This window comes from Dictyoglomus turgidum DSM 6724, assembly GCF_000021645.1.
GTDB lineage: Bacteria > Dictyoglomota > Dictyoglomia > Dictyoglomales > Dictyoglomaceae > Dictyoglomus > Dictyoglomus turgidum.
Genome location: NC_011661.1, coordinates 832,512 through 853,501, shown reverse-complemented (window position 1 = coordinate 853,501; position 20,990 = coordinate 832,512). Strand labels below are relative to the sequence as shown.

General features: G+C 32.4%; 18 protein-coding genes. All 18 read right to left on the bottom strand.

Translation table 11 applies throughout. The features are described 5' to 3' along the window. Window position 1: 1 nt before the first annotated feature. Genes dut through DTUR_RS04135 form a run of 18 tightly spaced genes read right to left on the bottom strand, consistent with a single transcriptional unit; the run spans window position 2 to window position 20,833 of the window. On the bottom strand, window positions 2-445 hold the full coding sequence (dut, locus tag DTUR_RS04220) for a dUTP diphosphatase (protein ID WP_012583196.1): 444 nt from the start codon (window positions 443-445) through the stop codon (window positions 2-4). 1 nt (window position 446) lies between these two features. Beyond that, window positions 447-1,889 (bottom strand): proline--tRNA ligase, encoded by a 1,443-nt coding sequence (gene proS, locus DTUR_RS04215; protein WP_012583195.1) that lies wholly within the window; start codon window positions 1,887-1,889, stop codon window positions 447-449. Between the two features lie 14 nt (window positions 1,890-1,903). Then, window positions 1,904-3,094, bottom strand: coding sequence for a DUF3084 domain-containing protein (locus DTUR_RS04210; RefSeq protein ID WP_012583194.1), 1,191 nt, complete (start codon window positions 3,092-3,094; stop codon window positions 1,904-1,906). Continuing rightward, complete coding sequence (lptB, locus tag DTUR_RS04205; protein ID WP_012583193.1) at window positions 3,094-3,813, bottom strand: LPS export ABC transporter ATP-binding protein; 720 nt, start codon at window positions 3,811-3,813, stop codon at window positions 3,094-3,096. Before lptB ends, DTUR_RS04210 begins: the two co-directional genes overlap by 1 nt. Window positions 3,814-3,853: 40 nt before the next feature. Continuing rightward, entirely contained in the window at window positions 3,854-4,477 is a 624-nt protein-coding gene (locus DTUR_RS04200; RefSeq protein WP_012583192.1) for a tetratricopeptide repeat protein, read from the bottom strand. Then, a complete protein-coding gene (locus tag DTUR_RS04195) occupies window positions 4,461-5,408 on the bottom strand; it encodes a Gfo/Idh/MocA family protein (protein WP_012583191.1) in 948 nt (315 codons plus the stop codon). Before DTUR_RS04195 ends, DTUR_RS04200 begins: the two co-directional genes overlap by 17 nt. A gap of 4 nt (window positions 5,409-5,412) precedes the next feature. After that, on the bottom strand, window positions 5,413-7,140 hold the full coding sequence (locus DTUR_RS04190) for an ABC transporter ATP-binding protein (protein WP_012583190.1): 1,728 nt from the start codon (window positions 7,138-7,140) through the stop codon (window positions 5,413-5,415). Beyond that, on the bottom strand, window positions 7,115-8,215 hold the full coding sequence (locus DTUR_RS04185) for a glycosyltransferase family protein (protein WP_012583189.1): 1,101 nt from the start codon (window positions 8,213-8,215) through the stop codon (window positions 7,115-7,117). Before DTUR_RS04185 ends, DTUR_RS04190 begins: the two co-directional genes overlap by 26 nt. Then, window positions 8,212-9,303: a lipid-A-disaccharide synthase gene (gene lpxB / locus DTUR_RS04180; RefSeq protein ID WP_012583188.1), complete on the bottom strand. Its 1,092-nt coding sequence runs from the start codon at window positions 9,301-9,303 to the stop codon at window positions 8,212-8,214. Before lpxB ends, DTUR_RS04185 begins: the two co-directional genes overlap by 4 nt. Further along, a complete protein-coding gene (lpxA, locus tag DTUR_RS04175; protein WP_012583187.1) occupies window positions 9,300-10,073 on the bottom strand; it encodes an acyl-ACP--UDP-N-acetylglucosamine O-acyltransferase in 774 nt (257 codons plus the stop codon). The genes lpxB and lpxA overlap by 4 nt, the downstream gene beginning before the upstream one ends. A 2-nt stretch (window positions 10,074-10,075) precedes the next feature. Next, window positions 10,076-10,510: a 3-hydroxyacyl-ACP dehydratase FabZ gene (fabZ, locus tag DTUR_RS04170; RefSeq protein WP_012583186.1), complete on the bottom strand. Its 435-nt coding sequence runs from the start codon at window positions 10,508-10,510 to the stop codon at window positions 10,076-10,078. Then, window positions 10,507-11,364, bottom strand: coding sequence for a UDP-3-O-acyl-N-acetylglucosamine deacetylase (lpxC, locus tag DTUR_RS04165; RefSeq protein ID WP_012583185.1), 858 nt, complete (start codon window positions 11,362-11,364; stop codon window positions 10,507-10,509). The genes fabZ and lpxC overlap by 4 nt, the downstream gene beginning before the upstream one ends. Next, entirely contained in the window at window positions 11,331-12,320 is a 990-nt protein-coding gene (lpxD, locus tag DTUR_RS04160) for a UDP-3-O-(3-hydroxymyristoyl)glucosamine N-acyltransferase (RefSeq protein WP_012583184.1), read from the bottom strand. Before lpxD ends, lpxC begins: the two co-directional genes overlap by 34 nt. A 10-nt stretch (window positions 12,321-12,330) precedes the next feature. Next, window positions 12,331-12,750, bottom strand: a complete 420-nt coding sequence (locus DTUR_RS04155; protein ID WP_012583183.1) for an OmpH/Skp family outer membrane protein — start codon at window positions 12,748-12,750, stop codon at window positions 12,331-12,333. 2 nt (window positions 12,751-12,752) lie between these two features. Beyond that, window positions 12,753-13,220, bottom strand: a complete 468-nt coding sequence (locus tag DTUR_RS04150) for an OmpH/Skp family outer membrane protein (protein WP_012583182.1) — start codon at window positions 13,218-13,220, stop codon at window positions 12,753-12,755. Between the two features lie 14 nt (window positions 13,221-13,234). After that, window positions 13,235-14,698, bottom strand: a complete 1,464-nt coding sequence (locus DTUR_RS04145; RefSeq protein WP_012583181.1) for a POTRA domain-containing protein — start codon at window positions 14,696-14,698, stop codon at window positions 13,235-13,237. 21 nt (window positions 14,699-14,719) lie between these two features. Further along, a complete protein-coding gene (locus tag DTUR_RS04140) occupies window positions 14,720-17,605 on the bottom strand; it encodes a POTRA domain-containing protein (protein WP_012583180.1) in 2,886 nt (961 codons plus the stop codon). 12 nt (window positions 17,606-17,617) lie between these two features. After that, window positions 17,618-20,833 (bottom strand): translocation/assembly module TamB domain-containing protein, encoded by a 3,216-nt coding sequence (locus DTUR_RS04135; RefSeq protein ID WP_242603753.1) that lies wholly within the window; start codon window positions 20,831-20,833, stop codon window positions 17,618-17,620. Window positions 20,834-20,990 lie beyond the last annotated feature (157 nt).

Here is a 20,990-nt window from a genome sequence, read left to right as displayed (position 1 = left end):
ATTATAATCCTGTACTTCCCAGCCCCCCTTCGCCTCTCTCCGTTTGGGGAAGCTGTTCTACTTCTTCCCAAATTATACGAGAATACTGAAGGACCAAAAGTTGAGCAATTCGCATACCTCTTTTCCCCAAAAAAGGCTTATTAGAAAAATTAATTAAATTCACAAAGATCTCTCCCCTATAGTCGCTATCAATAAGCCCCGGAGTATTAAGAACCGATATTCCCTCTCTTGCAGCAAGCCCACTTCTTGGCAGAACAAGAGCTAAATATCCTTCGGGTAAAGCAATTCTTATACCTGTAGGAATTACAAGTCCTCCTCCAATTTCTCCAAAAGGAGGAAGTTCAAAATCAATACGAGAATAAAGATCTAATGCTGCCGAACCATGGGTAGCATAGTTGGGAAGAGGTAAATCTTTATCTATTCTTTCAATTAAAACCCTAATCATATTAGTAGGCTTTTGCAAATAAAGCTTTTATCTTAGTCTCTCTTCCACATAAAATACATTTTCCCTCTTCCTCTTTCCAGTCAAGGGGAATATTCCGTATAGTAGCCCCTGTCAATTCCTTTATTTTCAGCTCACATTCTCCATCTCCACACCAACTTGCCTTCACAAAACCCCTCTTTGTATCCATAATTTTTTTAAACTCTTCAAAATTATTAATTTCATATGTGTTTTCTTCTCTGAATTTCAATGCCCTTTCAAAGAGAGTTTTCTGAATATCTTTAAGAAGATTTTCAAGATCTTGAATCATGTTCTCTCTCCTAATTGATATCTTGGTTCTCAAATCTCTCCTTGCCACATATATTTCTTGTTTCTCTACCTCCTTAGGGCCTATCTCTAATCTTACAGGAACTCCCTTTAATTCCCATTCATTAAATTTCCATCCTGGAGTATGTTCTTCATCTCTATCCACTTTAACTCTGAAATATTTTTTCAATACTTCATAGATCTCATCTATATAATTATAGACCTTTACCTTATCAGTTTCATTTTTCCATATGGGTATAATAACTATTTGATAAGGAGCAACCCTTGGAGGCAATACAAGCCCATAATCATCACCATGAGTCATTATCAGAGCTCCAATCAATCTTGTAGAAACGCCCCAACTGGTTTGCCATACATATTTTCTCTCCCCATCTACATCTTGAAACATTATATCAAAAGCCTTTGCGAAATGTTGCCCTAAATTATGAGAAGTTCCAGCTTGCAGAGCCCTTCCATCTGCGAGAAGTACTTCAATAGAATAAGTATGAAGAGCTCCTGCAAACTTTTCATTCTCTGTCTTTTTTCCAGCTATAACAGGAATAGCAAGATCGTTCTCTACAAACTCTTTATAGACATTTAACATCCTCAGGGCTTCCTCTTCTGCTTCTTCAAAAGTTCTGTGAGCAGTATGTCCTTCTTGCCATAAAAACTCAGTAGTTCTCAAAAATGGTCTTGTCTCTTTTTCCCATCTAACCACATTTGCCCATTGATTTATTAAAATAGGAAGATCTCTCCAAGACTGAATCCATTTTGAATACATACTACAGATAATCGCTTCTGAGGTAGGTCTTACAGCAAGAGGCTCAAATAAATCCTCATCTCCCCCCTTAGTCACCCAAGCAACTTGAGGAGAAAACCCCTCTACATGCTCTGCTTCCTTCTCCAAGAAACTTTTGGGTATAAATAGAGGAAAATAGGCATTTACGTGTCCTGTTTCCTTTATTTTCTCGTCAAGAATTCTTTGCATGTTCTCCCAAATAGCATATCCATAAGGTTTTATTACCATACATCCTTTAACAGGAGAATAATCCACAAGATCTGCCTTTAAAACTACTTCTGTATACCACTTGGAAAAATCTTCTTTTTGAGAAGTCAACTCTTCTACAAACTTTTTTTCCATGGTTTTCCTACCTCCTATAACTCAAATCTTATCTTTAAAGGACCACTATTATATGTATCTTCGTCAACTATGACTTTTAGAAGAACTTTTTTATCCTTCTCTTTTATTTTATAAACTATATTGTAAAATTCTTCAAAAGATATTTCTCCCACCGTGTTAGTAAGAGGATCTGGCAACACTCCTTTCTGCTGCGCTATTTTATTCACCTCAGAAAGGATTTCCAAAAGCTTTGATTCAATTTTATTAAGATCTTCACTACCATCAATTACCTTCAAAACTAACACATCACCCTTTTTGAAGATAAGTTTATAAGGATATATCTCAAAAGTTATAAGAGCAGGTTCACCCTCAAAGATATTTGCAAGAGAAAAAACTCTTATTAATTTCTCGCCAGAAGTCGTAAAAGCATTTAGCAATTTTATCCACTCCGCTTCAGGAACCCATATAAATCCCTTCTCCTCGTTTCCAGCTCCCCTTTCCTTAGCTATGTTCTCTATAAGCGAGAGAAGAACTTTTGCTTCCTCTTTTGCCTTCTCTTCGGTCAAATCTCCCTTAGAAATATAATTAAGTATTAATTCTCCTCTTCTAAAAACTATACCTTCAGTTCTCATATTAGTTATCGTAGTATTTAAAAACTGAATCTCATCAAGGAGTTCTTTTTTTTCTTCCAATAATTTTTCCCTCTCTTTGCTTAGAGAGGAAATCTTTTGAGAAATTTCATATATGGACCTTTGAAGTTTTTCATTCTCTTTACAAAGAATCTCTCTTTCCTTAGATAATTTATTAAGTTCCTCAAGGATCTTAGCTCTATCCTCCTCTAACTCGTTAAGTTTTATTTTGTATGACTCCAATTCTTTTATTGCTCTCCCTCTTTCTTCTTTTACCGCTTCATATTTTTTTATAATCTCTGAAAACTCTTTTTCCTTACTTTTTATATTAAGTTGGAGAGTGGAAATCTCTTTTTTTAATTTTTCCATACCAAAAAGAGCTATTCTAACATTTTCAGAAAAAACAGATAAAACAATAAGGGCAAAAACCATGATAAGAATCCCCGTTAAAACACTTATAATCCGTGATGTATACTTAGGACGAAGATTAAAAATAGTTAATTTCTTCTTGCCAGCTTTTCTTCCTACATAATCCCCTGCATATGCTATCAGGCCACTGGCAACAAGCAATATGATTATTAGCATTACTCCAGACATCAGAGATTGAACCTCTCTCCAAGAAAAAATCTTTTTGCAATATCACTATTTATTATCTCCTCAGGAGTTCCAGAAATTAAAACCTCTCCTGAAAAAATAATATATGCATAATCGGTTATAGCTAAAGTATCACGTACATTGTGATCCGTTATAAGAATACCAAGCCCTTTCTCTTTTAAATAAGCAATAGTCTCCTGGAGATTTTGAACCGTTATAGGATCTACCCCCGCAAAAGGTTCATCAAGAAGAATATATTTAGGTGAAAGAGCCAAAACCCTTGCTATTTCTACCCTTCTCCTTTCTCCTCCTGATAAGGTATATCCCAAGTTCTTTCTAACCTTTTGAAGTTGAAACTCATCAATTAATTCCTCAAGTCTTTCTCTTTGTTCCTTAGGAGTTAAATTTGTGAGTTCTAATACTAATTTGATATTTTCTTCTACCGTTAGTTTTCTAAAAATGGTAGGATCTTGAGCAAGATATCCTATTCCTTTTCTTGCTCTCTGGGGCATAGATAAACTGGTTATATCTTCTCCATCAAGAAGCACTTTTCCACCATCGGCATAAACCTCTCCCATGATAGTATAAAAGGTAGTAGTTTTTCCAGCCCCATTAGGACCTAAAAGACCCACTACGTACCCAGGATTCACAGTGAGGGATACATCTTTGACTACACACCTTCTACCATAATATTTATAAATCCCTACGGTTTCTAAAGCCATATGTTTTTATGTTAAAAAATTTTTAATCTCATGTCAATTTTTATCTTAGGCCTCTTAATATCTCCCATATATTTTTGTATCCCTTTCTCTGAACAATATTCATAGTAATAAAGTACTCCTTTAAGGCTAAGAAATAATTACCTTTTTTCAAATACAAAGCGCACCTTAAGGCATGAAGAGCTTCGTTATCTTCATTTATTTCAAAACCTCTGTTAATTAAGCTTTCTACCTTTAAATAGTCCTCTTTTAAGTAATATAAATATGCAAGATAGCTTATCACCCAATCATCATTAGGCTTTAAAGAGTTTAGCTTATGGAAATAATAAATTGACTTTTCTATTTCACCCAAAAAATAATAAGAAAAAGCAGTTTTATATAAGTCAAAAACATTATTTGTGTTCTCTTTAACATTTTCCTTTGCTTTTTCTTTTAAATAATTAGGGTCAATTTTATTCAAAAGATTGTAGTAATCATAAAATTTACCTAAATTTCCCAAAGCACCATATAGTACAAGTAAATTAAAAATATTATCAGGGTCCTTTGGATTTTCCCTGTGTTTTAATTCATAATACTCCACTAATGAGTTAAGATCTTGTAAATATGCCAAATTAATTAGAATTAAAAAAAATAATATAAAAATAATCAATTTATGCTTTAAGATCAATAATCTTCAACTCCTTTAATATTTCTGTAGCAAGAGCCAATGCTAATTTTCCATCCTCAAGAGTCACTTCAGGATCCTTTCCTTCTATAATACACTTAACAAAATGCGTAAGCTCTAATCTCAGAGGCTCTTCTCTTTCTAAAACTGGCGACTCCAAAGCTGACTCAATATGTCTTGCTCCTCCATGAACTACAGATATGCTCTGCTCAATATAATCCACAATTATTTGATCACCATTTTTTTCATGAATATCAAGTTTTCTTAACTTTTTAGGTGAAACCTTACTTGCTATAAGGTTCACTAAAATTTCTCCCTCAAAAAGAATATTCACCGTAGCAAAATCCTCATAGGGGGTATAAATAGAATAACCTATTCCACTAATTTCAAGAATCCTTCTGTTTTTTCCAAGAACATAGAAAAGAATATCTAGATCATGTATCATGAGATCCATTACAACACCTACATCTGTTGATCTACCATCAAAGGGTCCCATTCTTCTTGCCTCAATATAGAAAGGATCTTTCACATATTTTTTTAACTCCTGTATTGCTGGATTAAACCTCTCAATATGTCCTACTTGTAATACTAAATCCTTCCCACTGGCAATATCTAAAAGTATTTCTGCTTCCCTTAAACTATGAGTTACAGGCTTTTCAATAAAAGTATGAATTCCCTTCTCAAGAAAATCTTTTGCTATTTGAAAATGGGAGGTAGTTGGAGTAACAATACTTACAGCTTCAACTCTATTAAGTAAATCCCTATAATCATCAGTTACAAAAGGTACATTATAAATGGATGCTATTTCTTTTGCCCTTTTAAGATTTATATCACAAATGCCTACAAGTTCTACGTCAGGAATTTCATTAAATATTCTCACATGATGTTGTCCTAAATAACCTACTCCTACAACTCCCACTTTTACTTTACTCATCTTCTTACTTACTCTCCTCTATCTGCCATTTTATTATTCTTAAATAAACCCCGCCCAATTTCAACAGCTCATTATGAGTGCCTTCTTCCACTATCTCCCCATTTTCCAGCACCACAATTCTATCAGCTCTCTTTATAGTGGAAAGTCTATGGGCAACAATAAAAGCAGTTTTACCTTTCATAAGTTCATCGAGAGCCTCCTGAACAAAAGCCTCCGATTCTGAATCAAGAGCAGATGTGGCTTCATCAAGAATAATAAGTTTTGGCTTTAAAAGAATAGTTCTTGCTATAGCTATTCTCTGAGCCTGTCCACCAGAAAGATTAACTCCTCCTTCTCCAATTACAGTATCGTATCCTTGAGGTAATTTCATTATAAAATCATGAGCTCTTGCCATTTTTGCTGCCTCCACAATTTCCTCAAAAGAAACATAAGGATTACCATAACTTATATTATCCTTCACAGTACCATGAAAGATAATTGTTTCCTGAGGTACAAAACCAATTTGTGACCTTAAAGATCTAAGACTAACCCTTTTAATATCATATCCATCAATTCTCACTACTCCCTCTGTGGGATCAATAAAACGTGGTATTAAATTCACTAAAGAAGTTTTACCTGCACCGCTACTTCCCACAATAGCTATTTTCTCTCCAGCCTTTACTTTTAGATTTATATTTTTTAATACCCAATTAACTCCATCATAAGTGAAGGAGACATTATCAAACTCTACAAAACCCTTTATAGGAGGAAGAATTATGGGATTTTTTATCTCCACAACTTCTCTTCCCATTTCCAGTATCTCAAAAATTCTCTCAAGAGCAGCGTAAGCTTGTCTTAAACCTGCTAAAACCCTTAGAATTGTTTGAGTGGGATCAATAGCCATTCCCACATAGGTCAAAAAGGCAACAAAAGACCCAAGAGTCATTTCTCCTTTTGCTATTTTTCTTGTTCCAAGCCATAAAATAAAAACTAAAGCTAAAGCAGTTAGAAAACTAGAAAGGGGAATTTGGATTGCAGTAAGTCTTGCTATTTTTAAATTTCTAAAAAAGTTCTTTTCATTTTCTTCTCTAAACTTTTTTATCTCCGTTTCTTCTTGAGAAAATACCCTAACCACTCTTGCCCCTTTAATGCTCTCTTGTATTATCCTAGTAAGATCTGCAATCTTTCGCTGAACTGAAAGAGACCATTTTTGAATCTCTTTTCCTATTCCTGATATGGAAAAAACAAAAAGAGGTATAACTAGAAAAGTAGCAAGAGCAAGCTGCCAATCGGTAGAAATTACAATTATTAAAATGCCAAAAAGAAGCACAATAGCATAAAAAAGATCAGCAATTCCCGAAAGAAAAGAGGTTTGAATCAACTGAGTATCTTGTAGAGTTCTAGCAATTAAATCTCCACTATTCCATCGATTTAAGTAATCTAAGGATAAATATTGAATTTTAGAAAAAAGCTTTTCCCTCAAGTCTGCAACAATTCTATGCCCTATAAAGGAAAAAACATAGATCTGTCCATACAAAAAAAGGCTTCTTAAGAAAAGAAGAAATATGATTATTAATGAGAGTCTATTAAGGGTAGAAAGATCTTTTACCTTGGAAAGTTGATCTAATAACTCTCCTAAAAATTTAGGAGCATAAAGTTGAGCTCCATTGCCAATTAGAATACAAAGAAGACCTATTATAAAATAGCCAGCATATGGTTTTAGTAATTTAAGTAATCTTGCTAAGTATCTCATAATATAAATCTTTCCATATAAGTTCAGAAGTCAAATAGTCTTTATTAAATTTTTCCTCCATTATCTTATTGATTTTCTTTAATTTCTCTCTATTATATAAGATCTCCTTTATATAATTAAGGACCTCCCTAAACTGAAATTTTCCTACAATCTCAGGAACAATCCCAGGGTATATTTGGTTGGGCAAGGCAAGATAAGGATTTTTCCGCAAATAAAACTCAATTAATTTTTCCCTTAGATTTCCCTTTAAAAAATTTGCTAATCCCTCCAAGGGTATAAAATCAGGCTTATGCAAAGGAAGAATTATCATCATAGGTATCTTCATGTAAGCAAGCTGAAGGGTATTGGTTCCAGGTAAAGTTATTGCCATTAAAAATCCTTTCAATTTATTCATATCGTCAAGAGTTTCAAAATTTATGGGAAGTTCTTTAATAAGGGTTTGCAATTTTTTCAAAGTATCCTTTACTATCCTTTCATCAACAAAAGGGGAGATAAAAAAAGTAAAATTGAGATCTGGAAAATCTTTTACCAATTCTTTAACCAAAGCTAAATAAAAAGGAATAAAAAACCTTAAAACATAGCTTCTGCTTCCTGGAAATAAAGCAATTTTATTATTATCAGCAAAGGCATCCTTAGGCAAGAAATCAAATCTTAAGTCTCCCACAAATATAGAGTTTTTGAGCTTTATATCTCTCAAGGTATAAACTTTTTTGTAAAATTTTTCTATCCAAAAATATTTTTCCACGTAGGCTATAGGAATGCTATTCCATCTTTTAGAAAGGATAAAATTAAAATATAGGTCTCCCCCTATGTGGAAAAGGACTGAATTTTCATCCTTTACCCTATCTTTAAACAAATCCCAATATTTATTGGAAGGAATAATTTCTTTAAAAAAATTCCAAGATCTTAGTACTTTTTCCTCCTCACCTGACGCAAATTGGCAAGGAACAATAATAGAATTAAAAGAGAAGCTTTCAGCCCATGATGGTTTAAATTCCTTAATCCATCTAATCAGGGGATACAACCATCCTGAAATCTCTCCTGGACCGTTTACTAAAAAATAAATCTTGCTCATATTATTTCTAAAATAAATTTTGAAATCCTTTCCAAAACTCCGGGCTCTCCTAATTTGAATTCCAATTCTCTAAGCTTATTCTCTAAGTTTATTTTATAATCTTCATCTTTTAAAATTCTATTTATACTATCCATTACCTCCTTTATATCAATTTTTTGAACAAACTCGGGGTAAATCATTTGGTTAAGGATTATGTTAGGTAATGCTATAAAGGAATAATGTACAAGTCTTTTAGCAATGTTATAGGTTATAGAGGATATTTTATAAAAGACCATAACGGGAGTCTTTAAAATAGCCGCCTCTAAGGTTACAGTTCCAGAAGCTACAAGACTTAAGGAGGAAAGTTTTAAATATTTTTGACTTTCTCTGCCTGAGACCAATTCTATATGATTTTTCCCTCTTATATATCTAAAGATCATCTCAGAAAACTTTTCTGAAGCAATGGGCATCACAAACCTATAGCCTTCCTCTTTTAATCTATCAGAGATTTCTAAAAACAAAGGAACCAAATTTTTAATTTCTTGAATTCTGCTTCCCGGAAAGAGTCCAATGAGATCATTTTCCTTTTCAAGATTTTCATATGGTAGTAAATAATCGACAAGAGGATGACCAAAATAGACTACATTATCTCCAAACTTCTTATACAGATTATACTCCTGAGGAAAAGTAGCAACAACATAGGAAACAGTGTCTAAAACTTCTCTTGCTTTTTCTTGGTTTCCCCAAAGCCAATATTGGGGGGCAAAATAATAAATTGTTTGAATACCTAATTTTTTAGCATATTTAGCAAGAGGTAAATTAAAACCTTGAGCATCAATGAAAATTATTAAATCAGGCTTTGTTTCTTTTATTATCTTTTTAACCTTCTCCTGCACCAACAAAAGCTTTGGTATATAAGGAATGGGTTCAATAAACCCCACAGTACTATATTGGGTTACATCATACATTACCTCCATTCCTTCTTCTTTCATTCTCTCTCCGCCAAGCCCATAAAAATATATATCCTTTTTTTTATTCTTTAGCGCATTAATCAATTTTGATCCATGAACATCTGCTGAAACTTCAAGGACAGATAAAAATATTTTCATTCTTCACTCCTCCAAGAAGCGTCAGTTATACCACGCTTTGAGTTTGTAATAAATTCATATAAGATCTTTGCTTCTTCCTCTTCTTTATCTCTCAATAACTTCAGCCTTTCCTCAAAAGGAATACTTTTATCGTATATTAAATGAAATAGCGATCTTATTATTCTTATTTTTTCAGGAGAAAAATTATTTCTTTTTAATCCCACAACATTTATACCATATACTCTTGCAGGATTCCCATCACAGAGGGAGTAAGGAGGCACATCCCTAACAAGCTTTGTAGAGACCCCTATCATAGCATACCTTCCAATCCTCACAAACTGATGAATTCCAACAAGTCCACTTATAAAAGCTTTATCTTCTACCTCTACATATCCTGCAATTTGCGTACCATTAGCTATTATTACATTGTTCCCTATCCTAACATTATGAGCCACATGAACATATGCCATTAAATAACAACCATCGCCGATCACAGTAGCATTACCTTCTCCTGTAGCACGATGGAACACACAATTTTCCCTTATAACCACATTATTACCAATAATCAGGAAACTTTCTTCATTTTTAAAACCTAAATCTTGAGGAATATCTCCCAAAATGCATCCAGAATGTATATGACAATTCTCCCCTATTATAGTTCCCTTTTTTATGTGAACAAAACTCTCAATCTTTGTGTTATTCCCTATTTTAACTCCATCCTCTATAACACAAAAGGGACCTATTTCAACTTTTTCACCTATTTCCGCCTTTTCACTAATTATGGAGTTCATACTTAGCCTCCCAAGGCTATAGTAATTTCCCCTTCAGCCACTAATTTATCATCTACAAAAGCTTTTGTATCTAATTTGTAAATGTTTCTTAAGGTCTGCTTAATCTTAACTTCAAGGATTAAAACATCTCCGGGAAATACATTTCTCCTAAATTTAAAATTATTAATGCCAGCAAGATAGGCCATAAAACTATTTGGATCTTTGCCCTCACCGTAAGTAAGATAAAGTAAAAGCCCACTTGCCTGTGCTAAAGCCTCTACCATCAAAACCCCTGGCATAACAGGTCTTTGAGGAAAATGTCCTATAAAAAAGTAATCATTATAAGAGACATTCTTTACAGCCTTTAGACTTTCTCCCTCTTTGTATTCTATAACTTTATCTACAAATAAAAATGGAAATCTATGGGGTAAAATACTTAATATGTCAATTTCTCTCAAAGTCCCTTCCCTCCCTCTATTTTATCAGTCAAAATCTCAAGAGCCTTTACATGTAGAGAATGACCTGAACCTATGGAGATAATTTTCATTTTCAAATCTATTCCCAATAGAGAAAAATCTCCAATAATATCTAAAATCTTATGCCTTACAGGTTCGTCCCAAAATCTTGGCGAATTTACATACCATTCTTCACCAATTAATAGAGCACTCTCTAAATCTGCACCTGATATTAATCCTTTTTCAATTAAATCTTTTACCTCGTAATAAAATCCAAAGGTCCTCGCAGGCGCAATCTCAGTAAAATATTTATCTAAAGACTCTAAATAAAATCTTTGCCATTTAATAAACGATTTAGGAAAAGATATGACACATAAAACCTCAAATCTATTTGATGGAAAAAGAAGTAAAAGAGAATTATTACTTCTTACTACAAGATTTTCCTTTAAATAGAAGGTCCTTCTTCTCGTATCCTGTATTTTAATTCCAGCACTTTCTAAAAGCTCGCACCACTTAAGAGCACTTCCATCTAAAATTGGAATTTCTTCTCCTTCTATATAAATAAAAAGATTTGAAATTCCTAAAGCATAAATAGCAGAAAGTAAGTGTTCCACAGTAGATACTGATTTATCCTTATTTTTTAAAATCACTCTTCTTTTTGTATCCGAGACATAGTTATAAAGAGCAGGAATCCTCACTCCTTCCTTTATAAAAACTATTCCTGTATCAGAAGGAGCAGGCACAAAGGTTACCTTGGAAATACCTCCCGTATGGAGTCCCTTTCCCTCAACGGTAAAAGGTTTATCTATTGTTGCCTGTCTTCTTAAGTTTTTTTCAGCTTCTTTATCTCTTCCCATAAATCTGGAAGTTTCTTCAAAATGGCTTGAATTTTCATCTCTTCCCTATGAGGTCTTGCAGGAAATCCTGAAACCACCATATTATCTGGAATATCCTTTGTAACTCCACTCTTTGCCAAGATTACCACATTATTGCCCACCCTTACATGGTCAGAAACCCCACTTTGTCCAGCCATTACCACATTATTACCAAGTTCACTACTTCCTGCAATTCCACTCTGACTTACTATTACACAATTTTCACCAATTTTTACATTATGACCTATCATTATTAAAGATCCTATCTTCGTGCCCTTTCCTATCTTAGTTTCTCCCAAGGTAGCTCTTTCAATAACGGTATTTCCACCTATCTCTACATTATCTTCAATAACTACCTTTCCTATGTGAGTAATTTTGAAATGCTCCTTTCCATTCCAGACATAACCAAACCCATCTACCCCAATACTGCATCCCGAATGGATTATCACATTATTTCCAACTATCACATGATCATAAATAGTGACCCGAGGATATATTATACAGTTTTCTCCAATCTCTATGTTATTTCCTATCACAACTCCTGGAAAAATCTTTGTACCTTTACCTATCTTTACATTGTTTCCTACAACCACATAAGCACCTATACCTATGTCCTCGCCCAATTCTACATTTTTTCCTAAAATGGCAGTGTCATGAACCCCTGATGGATAAATTCTAAAGTCAAAAAATTTCAAAAGCTTTGCCATAGCAAGTCTTGGATTCTCCACCTTTATATGAGTCTTATTAGATTTTCCATCCAAGGGAATCACAAGAGACCTTGCCTTTGTTTTGCCTTCAATCTTATCTATATCCTTACTGTTAAAAACAAAGATAAGATCTTTTTCAGTAGCAATCTCCCATTCTGCTACCTTCTCTATATCCATATCCTCGCCAATCAACTCTCCCTCAATAATCTTAGCAATTTCACTTAAAAGCATATCCTCCACCTTATTTATTCAAATTATTTAAGACCTCCGTTGTAATATCAATACCACCCCAAATTTTTATTCTTTTCTCCAAAACTACCGACAAATTCTTAGCTTTTGCTACTTTCTCAACTTCTTTATAAATCCTTTCCCTTATCCTTATCCTTGCCTCTTCCACAAAATCGCCTAACTTTTTCTCCTCCTTAGCTCTTAACTCATTAATCTGTTTGTCATTCATCCCCTTCTTTTTGTAGTCTTCAACCATTTTTTGAATTAACTCTTGCCTTTTCTTTATCTCATTCTGGACAGTTTTAGTTTCTTTATACTCCAGAAAGACCTTAGAATAATCCAAAACACCAACATTCAATGTTTGAGTAGAAGATATAACATTAAAAGTGAAAATTAAAGCCAAAATTGAAATTAAAAACCATTTAATTCTCATAATTACTTACTACCTGAAAGTATTTTTATAACTTTATCAGTAATATCTACCCCACCCCATATAACTATATCTTGTCCCTGCACTGATTTAGTCAAAACTGCTATGTATCCTTCCTTCTTAGAAAGATCAGCAAAAATTCCATCTAAGGTTTTTCTTAAATTCTCCAAAACCTTTTGTACTGCTTGCTTATAAGGTTCTAACTCTTTATCATATTGGTCTGATAGCTTCTTAATCTCATCCTGAGATTTTCCTGCCTTTTGTGCCTCTGATATCTTATTTAATCTATCCTGATATTCTTGCTGATATTTATTATAAGCACTCATAAAGGGTGGATAGTTCCTAAGAAGCTTATCTTCATCAATATAGGCTATTTTGGGTTGTGGAGTTTGAGCCCCTACTATTTTCAGACCCACAAAAATAAAAGCTACAGAAACTAATAGAACTAAAGCTAAAATTCCATACTTTTTCATTTCTTATACGCCTCCTAAAATTTTATTTTTGTTTCAAGCTTTAAATTTAAAACCCTCACAAAATCACTTTCTAAATTCATAAGATACTCTACAGGTTCGTTTATGCTATACCAACAAAAACCACCTAAGATGTTAAAGTTTAACTCAGAAAAAGAACTCAAACTGCTAAAATTGCTATCACCTCCAATCTTTAAACTCAAATATGTATGATATTCCAAAGGCATTATATATAAAAGCCTTACTCCTAAATATCCGCCATCTGGTAAATCACCAAAGGAGTACCCTATTTCACCTTCAACTCCAATTATCTTCCTATCTAAACCCTCACCTAAGCTTAAATAGTACTTACCCTCAAAAGATAAAATAGAGAAGTTATAAGAAGATCCACCCCCATGAAAATCTAAGCCTAACCTTATATACCTTCCAGATTCAGGTATCCCTTTATAAGTCTTTGTTAAATCTTGAGTAAAATAGATAAACAAAGCCTTATCATTTAAAACAAAGCTCCCTTTATAGCCTAATTCAGCTTCTATGTTATTTGTTTTTGACATCAATCTTTTTAAGGCAATACTGTAGCCCTTATTATTTATGTCTAAATCAAAATAATAACTTTGTAAATTAATTCCATAATCTAAATTCCCTTGAAGGTCAGAAGATAGTGATGTCTCAAGATAGCCAATGCTTCCTAAAAAGTAGCCCATTTTTAGATCAATAGATTTATTGTAGTTATAAGAGAGGGAGACCTCTCGGGGAGATAAGTACACCACGTTAAGATAAAGAACAGTATTCTCATCTTCAATTTTCCACTCAGGTTCAACCTTAATTTTTATATTCTTCTTATAGAAAAAATCATTTAATTCTTCAATCTTCCTCATATCTAAATACTCACCAATTCTTAATTTAAGAAAATTCCTTATTAGAGGTTCTTCCCAATAACCCTTTGCCTTTATCTCAATTCTTCCTATAGGAGGAAGCTCTTTCCAGTTAAAGGTCAGTATGTTATCTTTGAAAGAATATTCAGGACTTTGGGCTAAAACAAAGCCTTTTTTAATATAATATTTTTCAATTTTATCACAATCTTCTTTAGCCTTTTCTTCACTAAAAAATCCCCGTTCCTTACTATAAAGAATACCTTTAATTTCTTCAATAGGAATAAGTTTAGTATCAGGAAATATAATCTTAGATATAACAGGCAATTCTTCTACATGAATCACTAATTCATATCCCACATCTCTCTTAACAAGCTCATAGGTTAAAGCTCTAAAATAACCAGTATTTTTAAGTTTTTGTACTTCTCTCTCAATGTAGTCCTTAGAATAAGAGCTAAAAACCTTTATATTAAGAGTATTTTGTAAGATGTCATATGGAACATTTTTCACTCCATCAAACACTATTCCCTGAATAAGATAATTTTCTTCTCCATACATTACACCCAAAAGTATTATGCTAACTATTAGAAAAGCAATGATCTTTCTCAATTTATACCCCTCCATTCCTTTTTAAAAAATATCACCAAAACTAAAATGCACCCTCCATTTTGTATTAGGATCTGAGGGATCATTTCCAAAGTTATATCCAAAGTCAAATCTTATAGGTATGATAAGAGTATCATACCTTAATCCAAAACCAATACCTGTGTATAATTTAATATCGGAGAAAGAACTCAAATCTTGTCTATACCAAGCATTTCCAGAATCCACAAATAATACACCATATAGATTATTCCCTAATGGAATTCTATATTGTACATTAAGAAGGACATAAGTATCTCCCTTAAAAATATTGTCTGAAAATCCTCTTATGCTTCCCGCACCACCAAGGGTAAAAAGTTCTGTGGATGGGAAATTACCCTCCTCAAAACCAAAACCTATTCTCAAAGACAAAACTTGCCTTTCCTTCTGTTTTGAAATAGAAATCAAATCTTCCCTGTTTGTTAAGGGAATATGCCATTGAAAGTCTGCATTGTATTTTGTAAAATTAGATTCGCTTCCTCCCCCTGCAAATTCAATATTAAGATACTGCCTTGAGCCCTGCGTAGGATTTACATAGAAATCTCGAGTATCTCTCCATATTCCCACATTAAAGCTTGCCACAGTAGTAGAAGAAGTCATAGTAGCTGACTCTATGGGAATAATATTTTCATACTTAAAACCCAGGCTTATACTCCAGAAATTCTCAAGAGGATAGGAGAAAGAGAAAGCTCCTCCTGCTTTTTCCAAAGTAGAAGTGGAGGATATTGTAGCATCAGTGACCGTTACCTTCCTGTCATAAAGATCCAGTTGAAAAGCATTTCTTCCACCTAAAAACCATGGATCTTTGAAGCTTAATTGATAGTTAATCTTAGCTGAAGAAGTTAGAGAAAGCTGTAAACTCAGCTGTTGAGCCTTTCCAAATAAATTTCCTTCTTTATATTCCACAAACCCGTATAGCCCCACATCAGTAGCATATCCACCACCAAAGTTAAAAGATCCTGAAAGTTTTTCCTTCGCCACATATACCACTTTAACCTTATCTTCTGTGCTTCCTCTGTCGAACCTTACCGAAACATCTTCAAATATCCCCACATTATATATTCTCTGAAGATCAGCTTTTATCTTTTCTATGTTAACAGATTCCCCAACAGATAGTGATATCTCTCTACTTATCACATTTTTATCCGTAGGTCTTCTGAATATGGCAAGAAAACTTAGAGAAGAAGTTTCAGTAGGAGGTATAATTTCCACTTGAATATCCTCTACCTTATAATCTTTAAAATAGAAAATTAACTCCCCCTTCTCATTGAAAATGACATTTTCAATAGAGGCAAAAACATATCCCTTGTTTTGTAATAAAGCCAAAATATTCTGTACATCTTTATCTAAAAATATCTGATTAAAGGGTTGTCCTTCTCTATTTAGTAGAATCTGCTTAATCTCCCTTTCTGATATACCTAAAAGTCCATCGAAGACAATTTTTTTAATCTCTGGATTCTCAGTAAAGATAAAATTAAGAGATATTTTATCGTTTTCTATGTTCTTCTCCACCTTTACTTTGGAAAAGTATCCTACACCTTCAAATTTTGTGATTTGTTCTTCTACCTTATCATCAGAAACAAAATCTCCCTCTTTCAATATAGAATATTTCTTAATTTCTTCCTGAGAAAGAAGTTTCAAACCTGAATATTCAATACTTTTTAAAATAGGATACTCGTTAACTATGAAGGTAAGATATGCATAATTATTAGGAGTTATAATAATCTTCACATCCACAGAAGAAAACCAACCTGTATCTAGCAGTTTTCCTTTTAAATTATTTAAATATTTGTCACTCAAAAATCCCCTACCCCTTTTTGAAATTATCTCCATAACTTTATCTTTTTTAGCATTTATTAATCCTTTAACATCTACTGAAACAACCCATGGATTTTCTGTAACTACAATTTTGACCTCCACAATCTTATCGTTTCTCTTAGAAGTAATTTCAACCCCCTTAAAATACCCTGAGTCTAGCAATTTATTTTTCCATAAACCCATCAGATCTTCAGAATAATAAACCTTATCTTTTAAAAGAATTGAATTTTCCGAAACATCTCCTGATATGAAAAGGATATTCTGAATATCTTTTATGCTAGACTTGTTATTACCCTCTAAGATAACTCTTGAAATAAGAGGATTCTCCTCTAAATCAATTATTAGGCAAAGCTTATTATCTTTCTTATCTATGTTAAATTCCACCTTTGAAAATATGTTTGATTTTAAAAGAACATCTCTTTTAGCCATTAAATCATCTTCTGATATTAAAATTCCCTCTGAAATTCCAATCATAGACAATACATCTTCCCTTTTTAGGCTTTGTATTCCCTTAATTTCTATCCTTTCCAAAATAGGATTTTCTTGAAAGTTAAAAACAACTATTATACTCCCGTCTGATTTCACCTCTTTAACATCTACCTTTGAGAAATATCCCGTGGACATGAATCTTCTTCTTTGTTCCCAAACCAATTCATCAGTGACCCACCCAATAGTAGGTAAAATTATAAGGTTTTGTAGATCTTTAATACTAATCTTTTGCAACCCTTGAAAAGAAATCCCACTAATAAAAATGAGAAAAGGAGATTCTACTACATTTATCTCAAGGATTATTCCATCTTTTCCAGAAATCTTGTTTATCACCACAGAAATAAAATAGGTAGAACTATCAAGTTTTTCTTTTACTTTATCAATTTGCTCATCCCTTATATTCATCCCCTTATTAATACCTGCTATTTTTAATATTTCTTGACTAGAAATCTTTTGATTCCCTTTTATTATAATGTCCGCAATTCTATACTCGCTCTGGGCAAAAGTAGCACAGACTAAAGCAAATATTAAGACAAGAATAAAGATAAATCTTTTATCCAATCCCATCACCTTCCTTTTTTAAAATTGAGTACTATATTCAAAACTAAATGAGAACTCTGTTTTAGGAGAGGTATAGATTTTGAAGTAAAGATTTTCATTAAATCTATATGTTAACTCAGTACTCCATAATTTATCTCCTTCCCAATAATAAACTATACTTAAACTTAAATTACTAAGTAAAGACTTTTCAAAGGAGACACTTTTCCACTTAGGAATTAATCCTTCTAATATATAATCAACTTTTATCCTATCTACATTTAGTGCTTTTTCAAGTTCTCCTAACAAAGGAGAAAGGATATAGCTACTAAAAGCAGAGCTTACCACACCCTCTACACTTTGAGGAATACTTTCAAGAATCGTTGACAATGTCCAACTTTCTTCTCTTGCAATAGGAAGGTTCTTCTGTCCTAAAAGTAAAAACAATATTTCCCTCAAAGAAAGAGGAGGTTCAGAACTAAAAACAAAGGAAGAATTTCCCATAAAGCTTATACCTTTTAAAATCACATTATAACCCTGAATTATTCTTGAAGCAGATATCTCCCATATATTTTCATTAAGACTTAAACCCGGAAACTTAATATATCCACTATCTACCAAAAAGTCATTTCCAAGAACATTCAAATTCCCATTCATAAAATCTATTTTACCATCAAGAATAGGAGTATTGATATCACCCTTTACAGAGACACTTCCCAAAAGAGATATATAAATAAGATTAGGCTCAGAAAATACTACATTATCTCCTATCTCTATTTTTACGTCTAATTTTAAAGGAAAATTCATCTTTGTACTTTTAAAATTCATCTTCACATTCTTAAGGAGATAGATATGAGAGTTATTAATTTTAATAATTCCCCTCGCAATATATATATCTTTTTCTTTAATCAATTGGAGATCTCCGTCCACATAACCATTAGCTAAACCAGGAATAGATAAACAAATATTATTAAATTTACCATAAATATTAAATGAAGGGAAAATTATACCATAAATCTTCATCCTGTTAGAGAAAGTCCTAATCTCAAAGTCCTTCAATTTTAGCTCACCATTTCTATAGTTAAGAGAAAAATTTCCACCGTAAACTCTATCTTTAATATACTTGAACACTAAAGGATTATTCCAGGTTATGTCACTATAAATAGTCAATTCATTAAAATCCCCATTTATATTTAATACTGCCTTTCCATCCCCTAGATTACCTTCTTCAATCAAATCTTTACTAACAAGATCTTCTAAAAATTTTAGATCTAAGAATTTTACCTGTAAATCAAAAGCTTTTAAATCAGAACTTCCACTAAACTCTGCTGGTTTTTCTGAAAGTTTAGAGATATTTCCGTCCAACAAATATTTATTCTCAAGCTTTTTTATATTCAAAGACAAGCCAACTTTTTTAGGAAAATTTTTAATTTCAACTTCTTCTGCACGAAGATTCGCTTCAATTATGTTCCATTTCTCAAGCTTTAAATCTCCATAAATTAAACCTTCAAACTTAGGAATATTTAAAATTTCAAGAACAGAAAGAGAAATTTTCTTCAAATTTATTGTCCCATCTCCATAAAGACTTAAATTACATCCTATCTCTCCATTATCCTTTAGTAATGCATTCCCTATAATAAGCCCCTCAGGGATATTTATCGTCATAATACCAGACTTAAAAAACTCATTACTTTCTTTACTCAAAACAAGTCTTATTTTTTTAAACTCTTTATCCACATCTCCACTAAAACTTAAAGTGAGAACTTTGACAAGAGATCCAGAAAATACACTATTCTTTGGCTTTATAAATAAAGTGAACTTGTTTTCATCTTTAAAATCAAAAGCTCCACGAATAGAAAAATCAAAAACAGAATAAGAAGCATTAAAACTAAAATTCAAATTTTCCTTATAAATACCCCTAAAAGAAACATTGTCAATACTATTTCCCTTAAGATTTATTTTAGGAATATTTCCTTCAAAAGATAAACCTCCCTCCTTAAAGACTCCAGAAAGAATCTCAATCCTACCGTCAAGATTATTATCAATATTAGATAAATCCAAATTTTCAACATTAAAAACAGCGGTATTTTTGTCAATTTCATAATATCCCTTGAGGCTCCCACCAAATATATTACCCGAAAAATCAAATTTGCTAAAATTTCCTATAAGATTTAACAAACCAATTTCTTTTTCTCCTAATCCTATATGTAAGAGAGAATTAACAGAGTCATTTTCTAAAAAAATATCTCCATATATTTTAATGTAAGAAGGAATCTCCAAAGAAAAATTCTTTATATGATTAGGCTCTTTAAAATCCACTCTTCCTTTAATGTTTTCAAAAACTAAACTATTTGCACTCAACTGAGGGATTACAAACACAAAATAATCTTTTTCAATACCAACTCCTCCTGAAAGGCTTAAATTACTAAATTTTAATTCTGAAAAATTAATCTCTCCCCTTTTTCCTAACTCATAGTATCCTTTAATAGAACCCTGAAAAATATTTCCCTCAACTTTTATAAAATTATTTTCTAGTGCCAATCTCATATCCCCCAAATAATACTCATTAAAATACAAGTCTTTAATAATAATAGTCCTATTTTCCAAAGATATGTCTAAATTACCCTTTACGAAATAGTCTCTAATCTTAGCATCAAAACACCCAGAAAGATTATTATCTAAATTTAACTTTATCAATTTTATTTTTTCACCTAATACCTCAATATTCTCTCCCCAAAAAGTTAAACTCCACTTCTCCCAACTCCCTCCAATACTAATATACATGAAGCGATCCCCTTCAACAAAAAAGACATACCCGTCCAAATTCCCATCGCTTCCAGTTTTTACATTAAAATCTGAAATATTAAACGAGTAACTATTATATTTTAGACTTGAATTTTTAAGATATATTTCCAAGTTCCACGAGGAAGCATCACCATTCAAGCTAAAATAAGGGCTAATCCTAATTTGATCCTGCCAATTAATTCTCCCTCTAACATCAAATCTAAAACCACTAAAATTGAACTTTCCTTTACCCCATAAGATGTTTTCTCCATATTTTCCACTTACTGAAAGGTCTAAGTTATTTATGTCTTTCCCTTTTAGATGAATAGTTATCCTATCAACATTAAAACTATTTACCTTAATATATTTAAAATAAAAACTCAAAGTATAATTGGGAGAGTGAAAAATATCCCCTGTAATTTTTCCTCTGAAATAAGTACTACTATTTATCTCTGGTATATTTAGTCCTAACAAAGACTTAATATCCTTTAGATTAAAGTTTGAGGAAATTAAGGATATATCCCCATAATTTTTTTTCAGATCATACTTACCGTAGATCCACAATATGCCTAAATTAGAAATAATCTTACCATTGAGATTATATATATTAGAGGCTGTAGAAGGTTTAGAA